Source organism: Tropicimonas marinistellae, from assembly GCF_001509585.1.
GTDB classification, from domain to species: Bacteria; Pseudomonadota; Alphaproteobacteria; order Rhodobacterales; family Rhodobacteraceae; genus Tropicimonas; species Tropicimonas marinistellae.
Genome location: NZ_LNCI01000004.1, coordinates 329,933 through 351,752 on the forward strand (window position 1 = coordinate 329,933; position 21,820 = coordinate 351,752).

Sequence of the window (21,820 nt, forward strand, 5' to 3'; positions counted from 1 at the left end):
CGACGGAGCGCGACCCTCCGCCCCGTTGCATTTCCCGCGCCCCGGCGCAGGCATAGGCACCACGAATCCCTTGCGGAGGTCTGCATGACCGACCATCCCACCTTTCCCGATCTCGCCGGCGCCTCGGTCTTCATCACCGGCGGCGGGTCCGGCATCGGCGCGGCGCTTACGGAGGGCTTCCTTCAGCAGGGCAGCCGCGTCGCCTTCGTGCAGCGCTCCAACGCCGAGGCGTTCTGCGACCGCATGGAAAAGCGGACAGGCAATCGCCCCCTGTTTCTGCCCTGCGACATCACCGACACGCAGGCACTGAGGGCCGCCATCGACACCGCGGCCCGCGCCCACGGGGCGATCCGGGTGCTGGTGAACAACGCCGCCAACGACCAGCGCCACCCGACGCTGGAGATCGACGAGGCCTTCTGGGACAGCTCTCTCGCGATCAACCTCAAACCGTATTTCTTTGCCGCCCAGGCGGTCATCCCGGGAATGCGCGCGAGCGGCGGCGGGTCGATCGTCAACATGTCCTCGATCAGCTACATGATGGCGACCTGCGGCTACGCGCCCTACATCACGTCCAACGCCGGCATTACCGGGATGACCCGGACCCTTGCGCGGGAATTCGGCGCCGATGGCATTCGGGTGAATGCGCTCATGCCCGGCATGGTCGTGACGGCGCGGCAACTCGAAAACTGGCTGACGCCGGAAGACATGGCCGCGCAACTCGAGCGCCAGTGCCTCAAGCAAACCCTGAAACCGGAGGATATGGTGGGCGGCACCCTCTTTCTTGCCTCGAATGCCTCGGCCGCGATGACGGCACAGGCGCTGGTCCTCGATGGCGGCGTGGTGACCACGGGATGAGCGTTCTGGATTGGATCGCCGTCGATTGGGGCACGTCCTCGCTCCGAGCCTGGGGGATCGGCACCGACGGCGCCGTGCTCTGGTCCGAGGCGTCGGACACCGGCATGGGCGGGCTCGGCCCGTCGGAGTTCGAACCCGCCTTCCTCGATCTCGTCGGGCATCGGCTGGGCGAAAGCGGCCCCGTCCGTGTCATCGCCTGCGGCATGGTCGGCGCCCGGCAGGGATGGGTCGAGGCGCGGTACCGGTCGGTGCCCTGCGCGCCGCTGGATCCGGTGCTCACGCCCGCGCCCACGGAGGACGGGCGATTGGACTTCCGCATCATCAGCGGCCTCAGCCAGTCCAACCCGGCCGACGTCATGCGCGGCGAGGAAACCCAGATCGCCGGGTTCCAGGCGCTCAACCCGAAGTTCGACGGGGTGATCTGCCTGCCCGGGACCCATTCCAAGTGGGTCCACGTGAGCGCCGGCGAGGTGGTGAGTTTCCAGACCTTCATGACCGGCGATCTCTTTGCCGCCATCGCCGGGCATACGGTGTTGCGCCACTCGGTGCGAACCGAGGACTGGAGCGAGACGGCTTTCGCCGCGGCCGTGGATGACGCCGTCTCGCGCCCGGAGAAGCTCGCGGCGCGGCTCTTCTCGCTGCGCGCCGAGGGCCTCCTTGCCGATCTTCCGGCCGCCGACGCCCGCAGCCGCCTGTCCGGCCTGCTGATCGGCGCTGAACTGGCGGCCGCACGTCCCTACTGGCTTGGCCAGAACGTGGCGATCGTCGGCGCCAAAGGCATTTCCGCCCGCTACGCCAGTGCCTTGTCGGCCCTTGGCGTGTCCGCGACCATCGCCGATGGCGGCCAGATCACCCTCAAGGGCCTCGCCGCCGCCCGTTCCCTCGCTTCGGAGTCCCCGTCATGAGTCGTCCGCTTATCGCCATCCTTCGTGGCATCTCGCCCGCCGAAGCCGCGCCCGCGGCCCTGTCCCTGCTGGACGCCGGCATCGACCGGATCGAGGTGCCGCTCAACTCCCCCGACCCTTTCGACAGTATCCGCGAAATGGCCGTCGCCGTCGGGGACCGCGCGCAGGTCGGCGCCGGCACGGTCCTGACCGAGCAGCAGGTGGATCAGGTGGCCGAGGCCGGCGGGCAGCTCGTCGTGTCGCCCAATTGCGTCCCGGCCGTGATCCGCGCCACCAAGGCGCGCGGCATGGCCTCCTGGCCCGGCATCTTCACGCCGACCGAGGCCTTTGCCGCGCTCGACGCCGGCGCCGACGGGCTGAAGCTCTTCCCGGGCAACATGGCCGGGCCGGACGGGCTCAAGGCCCTGCGCGCCGTGTTGCCGGCGGGCACGCAGGTCTACGCCGTGGGTGGCGCCGGGCCGGAGAACTTCGCGGCCTGGATCGCCGCCGGCGCGGACGGCTTCGGCATCGGCTCGGCCCTCTACACGCCCGGCATGGACGCCGCCGACATCCTTGCCCGCGCAACGAGGATCGTGCGCGCCTATGACGAGGCGGCGCGATGACACGCGTCTTCGATGCCACGCCCTGCCAGCTTGGCGAAGGGCCGCTCTGGCACCCGGCGCGACAGCAGTTGTTCTGGTTCGATATCCTGCGGCGCCAGCTCCTGACCAGAACGGAAGGGGAAACCCGCCTCTGGCAATTCAACCGCCACGTCTCCGCGGCCGGTTGGATCGACAACGACACGCTGCTCGTGGCCTGCGAGAATGCGCTGTTCACCCTGGATCTGGAAACCGGCCGGCGGCAGGAAATCTGCCCGCTCGAGGCCGATAACCCGGTCACGCGCTCCAACGATGGCCGCGCCGATCCCTGGGGCGGCTTCTGGATCGGCACGATGGGGTTCAAGGCCGAACCGGGCGCAGGCGCGATCTACCGTTACTACCGGGGCGAATTGCGCAAGCTTCAGAGCGAGATCACCATACCCAATGCGATCAGCTTCTACCCGGACGGCAGCTTCGCCTGCTATTGCGACTCCACCGAACACGTGATCCGGCGCCTGCGGCTCGACGAAGCGACCGGTTGGCCCGTGGGCGCGCCGGAGGTCTTCATCGACATGCGCGGGGAGGATTGGGCACCCGACGGGGCCGTGATCGACGCAGATGGCACGTTCTGGAACGCGCAATGGGGCGCGTCACGCGTCGCCGCCTATGACCGGGCGGGCGCCATGCAGCACACGGTCGCCCTGGAGGCGAAACAGACCACCTGCCCGGCTTTCGGCGGGAGCGACCTGACAACGCTCTTCGTGACCACCGCGCGAGACGACCTTCCCGCGCGGGAACTTGCCGAACGGCCGGAAAACGGCATGACCTTTGCCATCGAGGGCGCCGGCAAGGGGCAGCAGGAGCATCGTGTCGTCCTGTAGTAACCCGCGCGCGACCCACAAGATTGAGGAGCTGACATGGAGCGTACCCCCTTTGGAACCACGTCCCGCGGCGAGGCCGTCGAGCGGATTCTGCTCGACAACGGGGCGATCTCGGTCGGCATCCTGACCTATGGCGCAACCCTGCAGGATCTCCGCATCGCCGGCATCGACCGGTCCCTGACCCTCGGCAGCCCGCGGCTGGCCGACTACGAGCCGGGCGGTGCTTTCACCTATTTCGGCGCAATCGCCGGTCCCGTGGCAAACCGCATCGCGCGGGCCGCAACCCGGTTCGATGGCCGTGACCTCGCATTCGAGCCCAACGGGCCGGGGGGTCATCACCTCCACGGCGGCAGCACGGGCCTGAGCTGGAAGGTCTGGCAGGTCGAACGGGCCGACGAGGCCAACGTCGTGCTGTCGGTGGAAGCGGCCCACGGCGAAGGCAGCCTGCCCGGCAACCGCCGCTTCGAAGCCACCTTCTCACTTGCGGACGGCCCGAGCCTCACCCTCACGTTACGCGCCGAAACCGACGCGCCCACTTTGGTCAATTTGGCGAACCACAGCTACTGGAACCTGTCGGACGCCGCGACATTCCACGGCCACCTGCTACAAGTGGAGGCCGGGAACGTCATGCCGGTCGACGCCGATGCGCTGCCGACCGGAGAGGTCCTGCCCGTCGCCGGAACCGCGATGGATTTCCGCAGCGCGCGCGCGCTGACCGCCGCCGACCACCTGGACAACAACTTCTGTCTCGGCACGTCCCGCACGGCGCTGCGCCCCGCGGCCTCGCTCGCGGCCCCCGGCGGTCCGGCGATGACCATCGAAACGACCGAGCCGGGCCTCCAGGTCTACGACGCCCGCCACATGCCGGCCGGCGGCGCGACAGGCACCGACGGCCGCGTGTTCGGCCCGCGCAGCGGCGTCGCGCTGGAGGCGCAGTTCTGGCCGGATGCGCCGAGCCATGCCGATTTCCCCTCCATCCGGCTGGATCCGGGACAGCCGTGGGAACAGGTGACGCGCTTCACCTTCCGAACCGCCTGACGCGGGACAGGCGCTGACCACTTGCAACCAGAGGCAGCCCGTCGCGGATTGTCGCGCCGCGTGGGCGGTTGCGTCTCGTGTCAGGCATGCGGACACCTCGGGCCTTGAAACGCAGCGCCGGAACGCCCGATCCACGTCATTGCCCCGTCGCTCACCTCCTCAAGCCAAACAGAAATGGCCCCCCGAACGACAAGAGGCGCCCGGTGATCCGGACGCCCCTTTCACTCTGCGAAAACGCACCGCTTACTCGACAGTACCGATGGAGAAGAACAGCGTCTCGCCGGAATGGTCGTCGATCCCGTCATTGTCGGTGGAGACGAACACCTCCCCGGCCGCGTCGATTGCCAGGCCCTCGACCTTGTCCTGCACGTAGCCGTTGAGCTGCTTCAGATCGGGCAGCAGGTCGCGCACCTCTTCCTTGCTCACAACCGGCAGCGCACCGCCCAACGCACCCGGCACCATCTCCGCGGCGGGAATGCGGTAGACCTTCTTGGTCACGGCAGCGTCGCCGATCTGGTTGTCACGCTCGATGACATAGAACCAGTCGCCATGCGCCACGATCTCGGAAAGACCGACCCAGCCCTTTTCCGGCGTCGCCTTGGGGTAGTGGACCGCCCCCCATTCCTCCGACTCCAGGTTGTAGGAGACGAGCTTCACATGATCGGCCGGATCGTCGGCCCATTCCCGCTGCACCGCCATCCAGAGCGTGTCGCCAACCTTGGTGACGCCCTCGAAGCCGAAGCGCTTCTCCACCGCCATCAGCTCGGCCGGCAGGCCAATCTCGTCCTCGATCTCGCCCTCGGCGCTGACGTGGTAGATCGCGTGCGGGATCACCCGGTCGGTCCGGCCCTCGGAGGCGATCCAGAAACCACCCTCGCCATCGAGCGCAATGCCCTCCATGTCGAGCTTCTGGGCCGGGAAGCCGGCCCGGGTCACCCGGATGGCGTTGACGATCTTCGCGGGCTTGGTGGTGGCGTCGATCTTGAAGATCGTCGGCTGCATCCCGTAGAAGCTGTCGTTCACCGCATAGAGAATGCCCGGCGCCTCGACATCGGCCACCATGCCGGAGATCGCTCCCCAACCGACCGGCGCGCCATTCTCGAGGGTCAGGTCCTCGGAGGTCAGCATCGGGTACTGCGCCTCGCCCTCGGCCAGCTCATAGATCATCACATGGGCGCGCACGCCGCCATCCTCGACCAGATCGACCTCGTTGGCGGAGACCAGCAGGTTGCGTTCCGGGATCGCCACATAGCCCTCCGGCCCGATGCCCGAGGGCAGCAATTGCTTGAGAACCGGGTTCGCCGGATCGGTGGCGTCATAGACCCCCACAACCGAAGCCCGTTCCGCACCGATGAAGATGTAGGGCGTCTCGCCGAAGGTCGCGACTTCCACCGACTCGGGCTCCACGCCCTTGTTGCCCGACCGCTTCTCCGGATAGTGGCCGATCTCCGCCACCGCGTATTCGAAGGAGGTGCCGCTCTCGTAGACGACCGAGCCGTCCTTGCCGAAGATCGTCCAGCCGCGCGAACCGCCATCCATGTCGCCTTCGTTGGCGGTGACGAAGTGGGAATCGTCAAGCCATTTCACCGCGTCAGGCTCACGGACGCGTCCTTCCTGCGTGCCGTCGTAGGTGAAGGCGCCTTCCTCGTCGACGTCGATCATCGCCAGATCCACCGCGCCGGCGGAGAAATCGGCAATCAGCGCGCCGTCGCGGCCGACCACCGCGATGTGGTTGTTCTCCTGCATCGTCACGACGGTTTCGCCGAGGCCGTTGATGTCCACGAATTCCGGCTCCGGATCCTCCGCGCCCACCTCGGCCAGGCCGGTCAGCTCCACCTTCTTGAGCGTGTCGCACACGGCGGTGTTGTCGGCGGCATCCAACAGGGCGAGGTACCCGGCCGGCATCTGGCCGACGCGGCCGTCGCCGGCATCCTCGTCGCGCTCGTTCTCGATGGCGACGGCCACGAAGGAACCGTCCTTGGCGACCGCGACCGAGTCGGGTTGCCCGCCCAGATCGCAGGTCGCGACGATCTCCTTGGCCGCGATGTCGACCACGGCGAGATGCCCCGACGGGTCGGTATAGCTTTGGGACGTGTTCACGCCCACATAGGCACGGTCGCCGATGATGCCCACTGCCGTCGGCTCGCCGCCCATATCGAGGTTGCCTAGCGGCGCCGGGTTCGCCGGATCGGTGATATCGATCATGCCGATGCCGCCCAGGGGGCTGTCGGTAAAAACCAGCGTCATCCCGTCCGGCGTCGCGGCGATGATTTCGGCCGAGGTCTCGCGCGCCGTGTCTTCGCCCTCCGCCATGTTCATCGGCGTGGCGAAGGAGGCGATGCGGTTGAAATTCATCTCGGCCTGCGCGACGCCAGCGGTCAGCGCAATAACTGACGTGAAGGTCAGGAGCTTGGTCATTGGGATCCCCCGTTGGAGTTTTGTGGGGGAGAAGTGGCGCGGAAGCGCGACGCCTAGGTAACAGTTCCATTTCAGTTTTATGAAAGCTTCGCAGGCCTGCCGCGAACCTCCCGCCTCGCACGGGTGCCGGAACCTCGGGGCGGGGTGTTTACAACCCAACCGCGAGCCCTTTCCCGCCGCTCCCGGTGCCCTGCACGGAACACTGGCCGTCTAGCCGCCGCGCATCGCCGGTCCGCCCCGTCAGGCCGGCGATACGTCACCGGCTATGCAGCGCTCGGCTGTCTTTCAGGCAGATCGGCATCAAACGCTGCTGCGCACAGGTTGGATCGCCGCGCCGCGAACCGGCAACGCCCGGCTCCGCGCTCCGGCCTGCATCGACAGGTCATCCAATGGCGGCACGTCGCACCGGGCATCCTCCCGCCCTGCGGCGCTCCGCCCATGACGTGAGGCATCACGTCCAGCCAATCGCGTTCACATCCCGGATTTGAGGCCGCGACCGGCGTTCTACCCAATGGCCGAAACGCTTCAACCGAACCGGTTGTAGGCTTCGATCTCCACGGCCAGGCGCGTCTGCATATCCGCAAGCTCGCGCAGAATATCCTTGCGCGCGCCCGGATCCCTCTCCGCCGCAAGCCGCTGCCGTATCGCCGCGATCTCGATCTTCAGCAGCACGGGCACGGGTTTCACATCTGCCTCGGCCATGATGCGGTCGAGCACGGACGGGGCCGGTTCGGAGAGGTTTCCGATCGGCTGACCGGCACCCGCAAGGTGATCGAACTCACCCTGGGCCTCCAGCCTCTGGAACATCATTTCGAGCGTGAGATTCAAGGGATGCGACATCGCAGCTACCTCTTCCGGCACGGAGGTTACTATCTGGTTTCCGGGAGCATTTCCGGCGACCTTATGTCGCCCCACCTGTGGCCGCGATACCGCGCCAGCGGCGGCTCCCGATTCTGCCCTCTTCTGCGAGGCCCGCAGCCTGTTAGGTTGCGCTCCACGAAAGCCGAGAGTTCCCCCGAACGCCCGCAACGAACAGCGCGAACACCAGATGACCGCAAAGCCGACCCTGACGCCCCATCGCCCCCCGGCCCGCACGGTTGTGCTCGCGATGACCGGCGTCGCGTGCCTTCTCGCGGCGTGCTACCTGCTCTACCAGCGTGCGCTGATCACATTTCCCTCGGATCTCTCGGCGATCTACATGGCGGCGCGGTTCTACGATCTCGGCCAGTTCGCCCTGATCTACAGCGCCCCCGAGGGGTTCTTCGGCACATCCCCGCCACTCTGGCAGCCGGCCATCGATGAGCTTGGCATGACCGGCGAATTCGTGACCCCCTTCGTCTACCCGCCCCTCTGGGCCGCCATATTCAGCCCCGTTGCCGCACATCTCGGCCCGCGCGCGTTCTTCGACCTGGCCGCCGTGGTTCAGATCCCGCTGCTGGCCGCAACGCCGTTTCTCGCCTGGCGGATCGCCACGCCGCGCGCCCCGGAACTGGGGGTCTGGCTCACGATCAGCGGCGCGCTCCTGTTCACGTCGCAGGTCGCGGCCTTCGCCGTGGATCTGTTGCAGCCGCAAATCCTCGTCACCTTCGTGTCGCTTCTGGCCTTCGAGCGCTACCGGCACGGACGGTCCGTGACGGCCGGTGCGCTGCTCGGGCTGGCAACCGTCTTCAAACTGGCCCCTGCCGCGCTCGCGCTCATCTTCCTGCTCGACCGGGACTGGCGCAGTCTCGGCAGCTTCACGGCCACCTGCGCGGTATTCTGTATCGCGAGCCTCCTCACGGTCGGGATCGACCTGCATCTCGCCTTCCTTGCATCCGTGCGGGAGGTTGGCGAAATCGCCTTCCTGAGCGCGTCCAATTTCTCGGTGGAGCCCCTGCTGTCCGCGTTTTCGGTCATGTCGGGGGTCACGCCCCCCGTCGACCTCGCGGCGCGCAACATCTCGTTCACGGGCGCGCACGTTGCGCTTTCCGGCGCGGTCGCGAAGGGGCTCTTCCTGCTTCTGCTTGTCTGGTGCATCTGGCGAAGTGGCAAATGCGCACCGGAATCGCGCCTGACCCTGCGGCTGCTTTCCTTCGCGCTGCTCGCCAATCTCTTCGGCCCGCTGGGTTGGATTCACTACTACCTCCTGCCGCTCTTTCTGCTGCCGGCCCTGCCAAGCCTCCTGCGCCAGCCATGGGGAAGCCTGCTTCTGGTCTTCGTCGCCCTCGCCACAAGCCATTGGGTTTTCTGGGCCCTCTACTGGTCCCGTCCGGGCGATCTTCCGGTCGTGATCGTTCAAACCGGCACCTGGCTCCTTCTGCTGATTTCCGCCAACGCCCTGGCACGGAACGGGCCTGCGGAATAACGACCGGCGACTCCCGTACCGGAGGGGCTTGCGCCCCCCCGCGCGCTGTCTATAACGCAGACAATTTGCCTGCCCTGACGCCCGCTCCCGGAGACTCACCCATGCCCAAACGTACCGATATATCGTCCATCATGATCATCGGCGCGGGGCCAATCGTGATCGGGCAAGCCTGCGAGTTCGACTATTCCGGCGCCCAGGCCTGCAAGGCGCTGCGCGAGGAAGGCTACCGGGTGATCCTGGTCAACTCGAACCCGGCCACGATCATGACCGACCCGGAAATGGCCGATGCGACCTATATCGAGCCGATCACGCCGGAGATCGTCGCCAAGATCATCGAGAAGGAACGCCCCGACGCGCTCCTGCCCACCATGGGCGGGCAGACCGGGCTCAACACCTCGTTGGCGCTGGCCGACATGGGCGTGCTGCACAAATACGGGGTCGAACTGATCGGCGCCAACCGGGCCGCCATCGAAATGGCCGAGGACCGCAAGCTCTTCCGCGAGGCGATGGACCGGATCGGGCTGGAAAACCCCAAGGCCGTCATCGCCAATTCCATGGAAGAATGCCTCGATGCGCTGGAGCACGTGGGTCTTCCGGCAATCATCCGCCCCGCCTTCACCCTCGGCGGCACCGGTGGCGGCGTGGCCTACAACCGCGCCGATTACGAACACTATTGCAAGACCGGGCTCGATGCCTCGCCGGTCACCCAGATCCTGATCGACGAGAGCCTGCTCGGCTGGAAGGAATTCGAGATGGAGGTGGTCCGCGACAAGGCGGACAACGCGATCATCGTCTGCTCCATCGAGAACGTCGACCCGATGGGCGTGCACACGGGCGACTCGATCACCGTGGCGCCCGCGCTGACGCTCACCGACAAGGAATACCAGATCATGCGCAACGGCTCGATTGCCGTGCTGCGCGAGATCGGCGTGGAAACCGGCGGTTCCAACGTGCAATGGGCGATCAACCCCGAAGACGGCCGCATGGTCGTCATCGAGATGAACCCGCGCGTCTCCCGCTCTTCGGCGCTGGCCTCCAAGGCCACCGGCTTCCCGATCGCCAAGATCGCCGCCAAGCTCGCCGTCGGCTACACGCTCGACGAGCTGGACAACGACATCACCAAGGTAACGCCGGCCTCCTTCGAACCGACCATCGACTATGTCGTCACCAAGATCCCGCGCTTCGCCTTCGAGAAATTCCCCGGCTCGAAGCCCGAACTGACAACGGCGATGAAATCGGTGGGCGAGGCGATGTCCATCGGCCGCACGATCCACGAATCGCTGCAAAAGGCACTCGCGTCCATGGAGACCGGCCTCACCGGCTTTGACGAGGTCGATATCGAGGGCCTGCCGGGCGATGAAAACATGGTCCTTGCCGAGCACGACGATCCGGTCGTTCCACAAATCCTGAAGGGCCGCGGCGAGAACGACCAGATGGCCATCGACAAAGCCGTCACCCGCGCGCTCTCCCTCAAGACCCCGGACCGGTTGCGGGTCATCGCGCATGCCATGCGCTTCGGCTTCTCGGACGAGGAAATCCAGGAGATCACGGATTTCGACCCGTGGTTCCTCGCGCGCATCCGGGAGATCATCGGCACCGAGGCCCGGCTCCGCAAGGAGGGCCTGCCCCACAACGAAACGGGCCTGCGCGAGTTGAAGATGATGGGCTTCACCGATGCCCGCCTCGCCACGCTCACGGGCCGTGACGAGGCCAATGTGCGGCGCGCGCGCGAGAACCTCGGCGTTGTCGCCCAGTTCAAGCGCATCGACACCTGCGCGGCGGAGTTCGAGGCCCAGACGCCCTATATGTACTCCACCTACGAAGCCCCCGCGATGGGCGAGACGGAATGCGAGGCGCGCCCGTCGGACGCGAAGAAGGTCGTCATCCTCGGCGGCGGCCCGAACCGCATCGGCCAGGGGATCGAGTTCGACTACTGCTGCTGCCACGCCTGTTTCGCGCTGACCGAGGCCGGCTACGAGACCATCATGGTCAACTGCAACCCGGAGACGGTCTCCACCGATTACGACACCTCGGACCGGCTCTATTTCGAGCCGCTCACCTTCGAACACGTCATGGAGATCCTGCGGGTGGAGCAGGAGCGCGGCACGCTGCACGGCGTAATCGTGCAATTCGGCGGTCAGACGCCGCTTAAGCTCGCCAATGCGCTGCACGACGCGGGTATCCCGATCCTCGGCACCACGCCCGACGCCATCGACCTCGCCGAAGACCGCGAGCGTTTCCAGGCTCTTGTGAACAACCTTGGCCTGACCCAACCCAAGAACGGCATCGCCTCGTCGGACGAGGAAGCGATCCGCATCGCCGACGAGATCGGCTTCCCGCTGGTGATCCGCCCCTCCTATGTCCTCGGCGGGCGCGCGATGGAAATCGTGCGGGATCATGCCCAGCTGGAACGTTACATTTCCGAAGCCGTGGTTGTCTCCGGTGACAGCCCGGTGCTGCTCGACAGCTACCTCTCCGGCGCCATCGAAATCGACGTGGACGCGCTCAGCGACGGCGAAAAGGTCCACGTGGCGGGGATCATGCAGCATATCGAGGAAGCGGGCGTGCACTCCGGCGACTCCGCCTGCTCGCTGCCGCCCTATTCGCTCAGCCCCGAGATGATCGCCGAGTTGAAGCGGCAGACCGAGGCGCTCGCCCTGGCTCTGAACGTCGTCGGCCTGATGAACGTGCAATATGCAATCAAGGGCGAGACGGTCTATCTCATCGAGGTCAATCCGCGCGCGTCGCGCACCGTGCCTTTCGTGGCCAAGGCGGTGGGCTCGCCCATCGCCTCGATTGCCGCTCGGTTGATGGCCGGCGAGAAGCTCTCGGCCTTCGACCTCGTCGATCCGCAGATTGATACATACGCAGTCAAGGAAGCCGTCCTGCCCTTCGCCCGCTTCCCCGGCGTGGACACGATCCTCGGCCCCGAGATGCGCTCCACCGGCGAAGTCATGGGCTCCGACAGCAACTTCCACCGCGCGTTTCTCAAGGCGCAGATCGGCGCCGGGGCGGATCTGCCCACGGGCGGCTGCGTCTTCCTGTCGATCAAGCCGGATGACAAGACCCCGCAGCTTATGGAAACCGCGCGCGCCCTGCACGAACTGGGTTTCGAGATCCTCGCGACCCGCGGCACCGCGGCCTTCCTGAAGGAAAACGACATTCCAGCCGAGACGGTAAACAAGGTCTACGAGGGCCGGCCCAACATCGTCGACGTCATGAAGGACGGCCGCGTGCATCTGGTGATGAACACCACCGAAGGCGCACAAGCAGTGGAAGACAGCCGCTCGATGCGCACAGTCGCGCTGATGGACCGGATCCCCTATTTCACCACGCTCGCCGCCGCCCACGCCGCCGCACTGGCGATGATCGCACGGCGAGAAGGCGAAATCGGCGTCCGGGCGCTTCAGGAGGCATAAGGCCGTTCCGGGAACGGCATGCACTCGGCGGCCTGAACCGTCGTCATCCAACTGACATCCCTCGGCGGTGCTCTGCATCGTCGCGCGGAACAGCATCGAAGGTGGCCGCGTACGAACCACGCGACGCCGGACCCCGATGACCCGAGGTACAGGATGTCTCGTTTCGCCCCCGGCGCTTGCGTGCTACGCAGCGACGGCACTGTCACGATTTCCGCGGATCAAATGAAGCACGTTTTCATAGTCGCCTATGGCCGCACCGGCTCCACGGCGCTCATGCACGCCCTAAACTGTATCGACGGCGCCTGTATCCGTGGCGAGAACGGCGGCATGATCCGCACCCTCGCCGAGGCCGCCACACTGGCCCATGCCGCCAGGCGGCGCCACGCCCATGACAGCGCGGAGGACACGCGGCCCTGGTACGGCGCGGGCGACATCCGCGCACGGCGTTTCGGCGCCGCGATTGCCCGCGCTTTCACCCGCACCATCCTCGCCCCGCCCGAGGGCACCCGGCTGACCGGGTTCAAGGAAATCCGCTACGCCTCCGACACCCTGACCGACGAGGATTTCGAGGCGGTCCTGCGCTTCATGCTCGAGTGCTTCGACGATCCCTACGTGATCTTCCTCACCCGCGACCCCGAACAGGTTGCCGAATCCGCCTGGTGGCAGACCCGCGACCGGGAAGCCGTGATGGACGTGCTGGACCTCACCGTTCACCGCTTCCGGATGGCGCACGAGGATTACCCGGACCGCACCTTCATGATCGACCATGGCGCCTTCGACACATCGCCCGAAGGGCTGCGCCCGTTGCTGGACTGGCTCGGGGAGGACGTGCCCTCCGACGTGCTCGCCCGCGCGCTGCTGCAACGGATCGTGATGCCGGAGGAGGCCGACCCGCCGCGATCCCGCGTGTAGCCGTGAAGCCCCGTAAGGTGCGGCAGCATTTTGTGACCACGACCCCGCGTCACCGGCTATTGACCTCCCCGCACGCCGCGGTGCATGGACGAACACCCGCCAAGGAGGGCCGCGATGCACCAGCCAGCGATTACCGGAACAGGGGTATTCACGCCCGCCGAGGTCATTTCCAATGACGAGTTGGTCCACTCGTTCAATGCCTATGCGGACCGGATGAACGCCCGGCACGCCGCGGCCATCGCCGCCGGCGAGGCCGAACCGATGCAGCATTCCTCCGTCGAGTTCATCGTCCAGGCGTCCGGCATCGAGAACCGCCGCGTGGTGAACAAGTCCGGCATCCTCGATCCGGAGGTGATGCACCCATTGCTGCGCGCCCGCGCCGACGACGAACCCGGCCTGATGGCCGAAATGGCCGTCGCGGCCTGCTCCGACGCGCTGGAAATGGCCGGTGTCGCGCCCGCCGAGGTCGACGCGGTGATCTGTGCCGCCTCCAACCACGAGCGCCCCTACCCGGCCATCGCCGTCGAGATCCAGAACCTCGTCGGCACCTCCGGCTTCGGCTTCGACATGAACGTCGCCTGTTCCTCCGCCACCTTCGGCATCCAGGCGGCGGCCGACATGATCCGCGCCGGTTCCATCCGCAAGGCGCTGGTGGTCAATCCGGAAGTCTGCTCCGGCCATCACGAATGGCGCGACCGCGACTGCCACTTCATCTTCGGCGACGTCTGCACCGCCACCCTGATCGAGCGCGAGGCGGATGCGACAGGCCCGCATTTCACCATCCGCTCAACGCGGCTGGCCACCGAATTCTCCAACAATATCCGCAACAACAACGGCTTCCTGCGCCGCACCCGGCCGGGCCACATGGAAGACCGCCGCGACATGCTCTTCGTGCAGGAGGGGCGCAAGGTCTTCAAACAGGTCCTGCCCCTGGTCTGCGCGCATATCGCGGGGCACATGAAGGACGAAGGCATCGAGGCCGCCGATCTCAAACGCCTCTGGCTGCACCAGGCCAACAAGACGATGAACGATTTCATCGGCAAGAAGGTCATGGGCCGCACGCCCACCCCCGAGGAGCAGCCCAATATCCTGCAGGACTACGCCAACACCTCCTCGGCCGGTTCCATCGTCGCCTTCGCACAGCACTCCGACGACATGGCCGACGGCGACATCGGCCTCATCTGCTCCTTCGGCGCCGGCTATTCCGTAGGCTCCGTGATCGTCGAACGAAAGTCCGCAGCATGATCCGCACCGCCCTGCTCCTCGCCGCCCTCACCGCCCTGCTCTCGGCCTGCGGCGTCCCGCTGGTACCCTTGATCTGAGCGATAGCGTAGCGCCTCCAACCCGGGGACTCGCGCATCGCCACTCGCGGCCCAGCCTGTGATTTGAGGCCGCGGCTAGAGGTTCACCGCAGGCCGATATGCGCCAGCGCGCCCGTCCTGTTCCGGGGCTGACGCAACCCGCGCAAAGGCAACATGTGCGCCCGCCGGCAGCCCTGCAACTGCACCTCTCCCCTGGAAGTCTCCACCGGCCCGGCACGGGTCTTGAAGACCAACAAACTGACCGCGATTCCGAGGGACGTTCGGTGCGAACCACAACCACGCCGCCACGCGTCGCCCCCCAACGGTGCGTTTTCTCGACACGTTCCCGGATGTGCGAAAGCGCCCCTACGTAACTTTTTTGTGGACAACTGATACTGCGTCACTAACTCTGACATGATGTCAGAAGAGACCAAATCCGATCGTGTCAGGGAACAGGTGGCGGAGCGTGCTGCCGCGCCGAGCAAGGCGGCGCAGACGCGATCCGCCATTTTGGATGCCGGACGAGCATTCCTGGAACGTCATCCCTTTCGGGAACTCACGGTCGGCAATCTGATGGCCGCCACGGGCTACAGCCGGTCAGCATTCTATCAGCACTTCAACGACCTGCATGGGCTCATGGAGGCCCTGCTTGACGAGGTGAAGGGCGGGATCGTCGAAGGCGCACAACCCTGGCTCAGCGGCGACGGAGACCCGGTTGCCAGCCTGCAGGAAAGCCTCACGGCCCTTGTCGATGTCGGCCATGAACACGGATCGATCCTGCGCGCGGTTTCGGATGCGGCACCAAGCGACGATAGGCTTGAGCACGTCTGGCACTCCTTTCTGGGATCGTTTGACGTGATCGTCGCCGCGAGAATTGCGGAGGATCAGGAACGAGCGCTCACGCCGGAGTTCGACCCGATGCCGGTGGCACGCGCCCTGAACCGTATGGATGCGGGTTTCCTCATTCAGGCGTTCGGCTCTGTCGAGAAATCCGACAAGGATGACGTGCTCGCGGCGATCATGCGTGTCTGGCTCTCGACGCTCTACCCATTCGACCCAACGGTGTCGATTGACGGGCGCGAACATTGAGCGGTCACACCAGATGCGCAGGCGGAGGATCGCTATCCAGCCATCAAGGTTCAACACTAGGGAGGAAGACAGATGACATTCAGAAGGTCACTGGCCGCCACGGCCGGTCTTGCCGTGGTCGCAGGGGGGCTATGGATCGATCCGCTGGTGGCGCAGGAAGTGCCCACGATGGAGATGACAACGGAGATCCCCGAAGGAGTGACGACGCCCGATAACCTGCAGACGCGGGTGGGCGAACTGAATTTCTTCGACGGTGTCCCGGATGTGGAATCTGCGCAGAAGATCTACAACCTGCTGGACTTCACTCATGCCTATCAGGCGGTGCTCGACGGCACAAAGATCGCGTCGATGGAGGGGCTTCGGAACGGTATTCTGGAATTCGGACCTGCCAACACCACGGCGATCCTGTTCGAAGAATTGATGGATTCGCACGCTCTGTTCCTGACGGCGAATACCACCAGCGTTTACATGACGTCTTGGCTCGAAATGGGTGACGAGCCGATGGTGATCGAGACGCCGCCCAACGTTCTCGGCTTCCTAAACGACGCCTGGTTCCGCTATGTCACGGATTTCGGCAACCTCGGTCCAGACGAGGGTCAGGGTGGCAAGTTCCTGATCCTGCCCCCCGGCTACGAAGGCGAGGTTCCGGAGGGATACTTCGTCGCGCAGACTAACACCTATGGCAACTGGGTGCTGTGGCGCGGCTATCAAGAGAACGGGACGACCGACAAGGCGGTCTCCGAGACCAAGGAGCGGTTCCGGATTTACCCTCTGTCGCAAGCCGACAACCCACCCGAGATGACCTTCGTCAACGTCTCCGGCAAGCTCTTCAATACAATCCATCGCATGGACGTGGAGATTTTCAACGAAATCAATGCCGTCGTCCAGCGCGAGCCGCTCATGGGCGAGCGACCGGAACTGTTGGGCCATCTGGCCGCCATCGGGATCGTGAAGGGTCAGGAATTCGCACCGGACTCGCGGATGCAGCCGATCCTCGAAGCGGCCGCGGCTGCGGGTGCTGTGACCGTCAAGACGCTGATCTCCAAGCCGCGCGACGAACGGTTCTACTGGTATCCGGGCGAAAGCTATTGGCAGACTGCCTTCCCGGGCGGGGCATATACTTGGGAACTTGACGGCGTGACATTGCATGACATCCGCGCGGCTTTCCATTTCTATGCGACCGGGATTACCCCGGCGATGGCGCTGAAGGCCGTGGGAAAGGGATCGCAATATGCCTTCACCTACCGCGACTCCAACGGCAACCCGCTGGACGGTTCCAAGACCTACCGGGTGAACGTGCCGGCAAACGTTCCGGCCGAAGACTTCTGGTCGTTCACGCTCTACGACAACCAGACACGCTCGATGCTCCAGACGGACGCCCAGTTCCCCGCGATCGGCAGCAATGACGCCGACGTGGTGGAGAACGAGGACGGCTCTTACGACATCTACTTTGCGCCGGTCGCGCCGGAGGGCAAGGAAAGCAACTGGATCCAGACTGTGCCCGGAAAGGGCTGGAACACGATCTTCCGCCTCTACGGGCCACTTGAGCCTTGGTTCGACCAGACGTGGCGTCCAGGTGAGATTGAACTGATCAGCTTTGCCTCAACCGGCGAAGCGTGTTCTTGCGACTAGCGAGCGTTTGCTCCCACGCACTCCGGCGGAGGCGGCGCACAGACAGCGCCGCCCCTTTCGGTCCAAGGGACCGAACACGGACATCAGATAAGATCTCAGATGACCGCGACGTCGACAAAGCAACGCATCGGGCGTAGCGCTCAAGTTAAGCGCGTTGCGCAGTTCGGGCGCGTCTGACGCCCCGACAGACGCCCGGGAATGCACCGGCCGACCGGGCCGAAAACGGCAGGCAGAGCGCGTCCCGCCGCGCCCGTATACGGCGCGTCGGCCAAAGTGGTCCGGCACCCGGCGCGGCGCTCAAACCTTTACAAGTGGTAAAAACGCCGCCGTAACCCATTGAAATCGCGTGATCAGGCAAGTGTCTCACGCGTGGGACGGGGCGGCCGGGCCGCCCCGTTTCGGGTCAGGCGTGGATCGCCCCGTCGCCGCAGGCCAGCGCCGCCTCCCGGACCGCCTCCGAGGTCGTCGGGTGGGCGTGGCAGGTGCGGGCAAGGTCCTCCGCCGAGGCCCCGAATTCCATCGCCACGCAGATCTCGTGGATCATCTCGCCGGCCGCCGGCCCGAGAATGTGGGCCCCCAGGATGCGGTCGGTTTCCTTGTCGGCGAGGATCTTCACGAAGCCGTCGGCCTGCATCATCGCCTTGGCCCGCCCGTTGCCCATGAACGAAAACTTGCCGGCCTTGTAGGCCCGCCCCGCCTCCTTCAGCTGCTCTTCGGTGGCGCCCACGCTGGCCACCTCCGGCGTGGTATAGATGACGCCCGGGATCAGATTGTAGTCGATGTGCGGTTTCTGGCCGGCGATCATCTCGGCCACAGCACCGCCCTCGTCCTCCGCCTTGTGGGCGAGCATCGCCCCCTCGATCACGTCCCCGATGGCGTAGATTCCCGGCACGCTGGTCCGGTAGTGCGCGTCCACCGCGATCTGGCCGCGCTTGGTCATCTCGATGCCCAGAGCCTCGAGCCCAAGTCCGTCCGTGAACGGAAGCCGCCCCGTCGCCACGAGCACCACATCGGCATCGACGGTGCTCTCGGCCCCGTCCTTGCGCATCGCGTAGGTCACCTTCGCCTTGGTCTTCAGCGTCTCCACCTTGGAGACGGCGGCACCGGTGACGATCTCCAGCCCCTGCTTCTTCAGCAGTTTCTGGAACGCGCGCGCAACCTCGGCGTCGGAGCCCGGAATGATCCCGTCCATGAATTCGATCACGGTCACCTCGGAGCCAAGCCGCTTGTAGACGGACCCCAGCTCCAGCCCGATCACACCTCCACCGACGACGACCATCTTCTTCGGCACCTTCGGCAGCTCCAGCGCGCCCGTCGAGGTGACAACGATCTTCTCGTCGATCTCGACCTCGGCGCCCGGGATCGAGGCGGAGGTGGATCCGGAGGCAATGATGATATGCTTGGCGCCGTGCACCTCATCGCCCACCTGCACCTTGCCGGCGGCAGGGATCGAGCCCCACCCCTTCAGCCAGTCGATCTTGTTCTTCTTGAACAGGAATTCGATGCCCTTGGTGTTCTGGCCGATGACGCTCTCCTTGTACGCGAGCATCTGCTCCCAGTCGACGGAGGGTGATTTTCCTTTCAGCCCCATGGCCGCGAAATTGTGCTCCGCCTCATGTAGCAGATGACTCGCGTGCAGCAGTGCTTTCGACGGGATGCACCCCACGTTCAGGCAGGTACCACCGAGGGTGTCGCGGCCCTCGACCACGGCTGTCTTGAGCCCAAGCTGGGCACAGCGAATGGCGCAGACATAGCCGCCGGGGCCGCTGCCGATTACAATCACGTCATAGTTGGCCATGGGTGTCCTTTCTCTCAACACGGGGCGGGGCGGGCATTTCGGCGCCACTGCGCCTGCTCGCCGGGGTCGAAGCGGTCAATCGACCGCCCGCCGGGAAATGTTCGGGTAACACGGGGATCGGAGCGCGCTCAGAGCACATAGCCGAACTCCTCGAAATCGCGGGCGAAGATATCGGCCACGAGCCTGCGCGCGGCCGCATCGGGAACCAGCGGCGCGGCCTTTGGGGCCACATTGCGGGCGGCCTCCAGATCGTAGTCAGATGGAACCGGTCGCGACAGGCGGTCCGCAATCTCAGTCAGAAACGCGGCCATGTTCTCTGTCCGCCCCACGAGGTCCGGGCGGAAAACATCGGGCCGGATATTGTCGACCTGGGGCCTGAAGTGAGAATCCATCTGCATCGCGAGTGCCTGGTCCAGTTCGATCTGCAGATACTCCAGAAACCGCACGAACCCCTCGGGAGTGTTCGGGTGTCGCTCCCAGTCGAACCCGGCCAGGGCGTTCATCCGCAGACGTTGCCGGGCAAAGCGCGGGCTTCGCAATCCATCCGATTTACAGAGGTAGAGGAACCCCGAAAGGGCGCGTTCCATGGGGTGCCGCACCGTCGTCAGCCGCAAGGCTCCTTGCAGAACCTCAAGCGGCGGGCGCCCATCGGCGCGTGCGATCAGGGTCGAAAAAACCCGCGCATCGGCCAGATTGTGCCCCGCCTGATCCGGGTTCATGCCGACGTTGTCCTCGACATTCGCCGTAAGCGGCACGCCGAATTCCAGGTGGAACAGGAAATACAGCGTGGTCGTGGTGCCGGTTTTACCATTGGGCCGGAAGGCCCAGGCGCCATCGACCGGTGTGAAAATGTAATTCAGGTAATCCTGCGTCCGCTTCAGATCCGGGAACGCACCGTCCAGGGTGTCCAACGCGGCCTCGGCCAAACGTTGCTGGCGCTTCCAGTTCGGGACCGGCCGGAAGAAAACCTGGGGCGATGCGGGCGAATCGAGCGTCATGGGCGTCTGGTTCGGAACAGTTGCGTCGGACGGGAAGCTGGATGTCCGATCTCGTTGCGCGAGGGGCGTTGCGCCCTGGTCTGCGGGGCGCAACGCGTCGGTCGTGTCTGTGGGCTCAGCTCAAGAGCAGGGTGCCCTCAGAGATCCATCAGCAGACGGCGCGGATCCTCCAGCGCTTCCTTGACCTTCACGAGGAAGGTCACGGCGCCCTTGCCGTCGACGATGCGGTGATCGTAGCTCAGCGCGAGGTACATCATCGGGCGGGCGACAATCTCGCCGTTCACCACCATCGGGCGCTGCTGGATCTTGTGCATGCCGAGGATGCCCGACTGCGGCGGGTTCAGGATCGGGGAAGACATCAGCGAGCCGTAGACGCCACCGTTCGAGATGGTGAAGGTACCACCCTGCATCTCCGCCATGGAAAGCTTGCCGTCCCGTGCGCGCTTGCCCTTTTCGGCGATGGCGGCCTCGATCTCGGCGAACGACATCGCGTCGGCGTCACGGATAACCGGGACGACGAGGCCCTGTGGCGTGCCCGCGGCAATACCCATATGGACGAAGTTCTTGTAGACGATCTCGTTGCCGTCGATCTCCGCGTTGACCTCGGGCACCTCCTTGAGCGCGGCACAGCAGGCCTTGGTGAAGAACGACATGAAGCCAAGGCGAACACCGTGCCGCTTCTCGAACTCGTCCTTGTACTGGGAGCGCAGGGCCATCGTTTCCGTCATGTCCACCTCGTTATAGGTGGTCAGGATCGCGGCGGTGTTCTGCGCGTCCTTCAGGCGGCGGGCGATGGTGGACCGCAGGCGGGTCATCTTGATCCGCTCCTCGCGGGCGGCATCCTCGGCCGGAACCGGGGCGCGCGGCGCGGCGGGGGCGGCGGGCTTCTCGGCCGGGGCGGTCAACGCCTTGAGTACGTCTTCCTTCATCACCCGCCCGTCGCGGCCGGAGCCCTGCACGGCGGCCGGGTCGATTCCCTTCTCTGCCATCAGCTTGCGTGCGGAAGGCGCATCGGCAACGTCCTTGGCAGCCGGTGCCGGCGCGGGCGCGGCTTCCGCGACCGGCGCCGCGGCGGCGGGTGCCGTAGCAGCGCCAGCCCCGGCGGAAATGACCGCGAGTTTGGCGGTCGCATCGACCGTCGCGCCTTCCGGCGCCGTGATCTCGCTCAGGACACCGGACGCAGGCGCGGGCACCTCGACGGAGACCTTGTCGGTTTCCAGCTCGCAGAGCATTTCATCCTGCGACACCGCATCGCCCACCGCCTTGAACCAGGTGGAAACTGTCGCTTCGGTGACGCTTTCGCCGAGGGTCGGCACCATGACGTCGACCTCGGAAGCTCCGGATGCGGGAGCGGGCTCGGCAGCCGGTGCCGGGGCGGCTGCGGCGGGCGCGGCCGCGGGCGCGGCGCCGGCACCCTCGGCGAGCGTGGCCAACAGCGCGTCCACACCGACGGTGTCGCCTTCACCGGCAACGATCTCTCCCAACGTTCCAGCCGCCGGGGCCGGTACTTCGACCGTCACCTTGTCGGTCTCAAGCTCGCAGAGCATTTCATCGACAGCGACGGCATCGCCGGGCTTCTTGAACCAGGTGGCAACAGTGGCCTCGGTGACGCTCTCGCCCAGGGTGGGCACGCGGACTTCAATGGTCATTGT

At 65.7% G+C, this 21,820-nt stretch carries 16 protein-coding genes; 11 read left to right on the top strand and 5 right to left on the bottom strand.

Annotated features, from left to right (window positions below):
- Positions 1 to 84: 84 nt before the first annotated feature.
- From ARC39_RS10420 to ARC39_RS10440, 5 genes are read left to right on the top strand one after another with little or no spacing between them, the layout of a single operon-like run.
- A complete protein-coding gene (locus ARC39_RS10420; protein ID WP_068114057.1) occupies positions 85 to 855 on the top strand; it encodes an SDR family NAD(P)-dependent oxidoreductase in 771 nt (256 codons plus the stop codon).
- Positions 852 to 1,760: a 2-dehydro-3-deoxygalactonokinase gene (locus ARC39_RS10425; protein WP_068114059.1), complete on the top strand. Its 909-nt coding sequence runs from the start codon at positions 852 to 854 to the stop codon at positions 1,758 to 1,760. The genes ARC39_RS10420 and ARC39_RS10425 overlap by 4 nt, the downstream gene beginning before the upstream one ends.
- On the top strand, positions 1,757 to 2,362 hold the full coding sequence (locus ARC39_RS10430) for a 2-dehydro-3-deoxy-6-phosphogalactonate aldolase (protein WP_068114063.1): 606 nt from the start codon (positions 1,757 to 1,759) through the stop codon (positions 2,360 to 2,362). The genes ARC39_RS10425 and ARC39_RS10430 overlap by 4 nt, the downstream gene beginning before the upstream one ends.
- Positions 2,359 to 3,219 (top strand): SMP-30/gluconolactonase/LRE family protein, encoded by an 861-nt coding sequence (locus ARC39_RS10435; RefSeq protein WP_068114064.1) that lies wholly within the window; start codon positions 2,359 to 2,361, stop codon positions 3,217 to 3,219. The genes ARC39_RS10430 and ARC39_RS10435 overlap by 4 nt, the downstream gene beginning before the upstream one ends.
- 36 nt (positions 3,220 to 3,255) lie before the next feature.
- On the top strand, positions 3,256 to 4,257 hold the full coding sequence (locus ARC39_RS10440; protein WP_068114067.1) for an aldose epimerase family protein: 1,002 nt from the start codon (positions 3,256 to 3,258) through the stop codon (positions 4,255 to 4,257).
- A 243-nt stretch (positions 4,258 to 4,500) separates the two neighbouring features.
- Here the strand turns inward: ARC39_RS10440 and ARC39_RS10445 are convergent, their stop codons facing one another.
- On the bottom strand, positions 4,501 to 6,675 hold the full coding sequence (locus ARC39_RS10445; RefSeq protein WP_068114069.1) for an esterase-like activity of phytase family protein: 2,175 nt from the start codon (positions 6,673 to 6,675) through the stop codon (positions 4,501 to 4,503).
- Between the two features lie 525 nt (positions 6,676 to 7,200).
- Positions 7,201 to 7,515, bottom strand: a complete 315-nt coding sequence (locus tag ARC39_RS10450; protein ID WP_068114072.1) for a DnaJ family domain-containing protein — start codon at positions 7,513 to 7,515, stop codon at positions 7,201 to 7,203.
- Between the two features lie 208 nt (positions 7,516 to 7,723).
- Here ARC39_RS10450 and ARC39_RS10455 point away from each other — a divergent pair, with 208 nt between their 5' ends.
- The 6 genes from ARC39_RS10455 (at position 7,724) to ARC39_RS10480 (ending at position 17,372) form a co-directional block, all read left to right on the top strand.
- Positions 7,724 to 9,019 (top strand): glycosyltransferase family 87 protein, encoded by a 1,296-nt coding sequence (locus ARC39_RS10455; protein WP_068114075.1) that lies wholly within the window; start codon positions 7,724 to 7,726, stop codon positions 9,017 to 9,019.
- A gap of 101 nt (positions 9,020 to 9,120) precedes the next feature.
- A complete protein-coding gene (carB, locus tag ARC39_RS10460) occupies positions 9,121 to 12,438 on the top strand; it encodes a carbamoyl-phosphate synthase large subunit (RefSeq protein WP_068114078.1) in 3,318 nt (1,105 codons plus the stop codon).
- Positions 12,439 to 12,591: 153 nt separating this feature from the next.
- Complete coding sequence (locus tag ARC39_RS10465; protein WP_068114090.1) at positions 12,592 to 13,350, top strand: sulfotransferase; 759 nt, start codon at positions 12,592 to 12,594, stop codon at positions 13,348 to 13,350.
- A 114-nt stretch (positions 13,351 to 13,464) separates the two neighbouring features.
- Positions 13,465 to 14,595, top strand: coding sequence for a beta-ketoacyl-ACP synthase III (locus ARC39_RS10470; protein WP_068114093.1), 1,131 nt, complete (start codon positions 13,465 to 13,467; stop codon positions 14,593 to 14,595).
- 470 nt (positions 14,596 to 15,065) lie between these two features.
- The gene (locus ARC39_RS10475; RefSeq protein WP_068114095.1) at positions 15,066 to 15,740 is read left to right on the top strand and encodes a TetR/AcrR family transcriptional regulator; all 675 of its coding nucleotides are present in this window, start codon (positions 15,066 to 15,068) and stop codon (positions 15,738 to 15,740) included.
- 72 nt (positions 15,741 to 15,812) lie between these two features.
- Positions 15,813 to 17,372 (top strand): DUF1254 domain-containing protein, encoded by a 1,560-nt coding sequence (locus ARC39_RS10480; RefSeq protein ID WP_068114099.1) that lies wholly within the window; start codon positions 15,813 to 15,815, stop codon positions 17,370 to 17,372.
- Positions 17,373 to 17,775: 403 nt separating this feature from the next.
- Here the strand turns inward: ARC39_RS10480 and lpdA are convergent, their stop codons facing one another.
- The 3 genes from lpdA to odhB all read right to left on the bottom strand — a co-directional run bounded on the left by lpdA (position 17,776) and on the right by odhB (position 21,817).
- Positions 17,776 to 19,170, bottom strand: a complete 1,395-nt coding sequence (gene lpdA / locus ARC39_RS10485) for a dihydrolipoyl dehydrogenase (protein WP_068114102.1) — start codon at positions 19,168 to 19,170, stop codon at positions 17,776 to 17,778.
- 128 nt (positions 19,171 to 19,298) lie between these two features.
- Positions 19,299 to 20,168 (bottom strand): sulfotransferase family 2 domain-containing protein, encoded by an 870-nt coding sequence (locus tag ARC39_RS10490; protein ID WP_068114105.1) that lies wholly within the window; start codon positions 20,166 to 20,168, stop codon positions 19,299 to 19,301.
- 137 nt (positions 20,169 to 20,305) lie between these two features.
- Positions 20,306 to 21,817 (bottom strand): 2-oxoglutarate dehydrogenase complex dihydrolipoyllysine-residue succinyltransferase, encoded by a 1,512-nt coding sequence (odhB, locus tag ARC39_RS10495; protein WP_068114106.1) that lies wholly within the window; start codon positions 21,815 to 21,817, stop codon positions 20,306 to 20,308.
- Between the last annotated feature and the right edge of the window lie 3 nt (positions 21,818 to 21,820).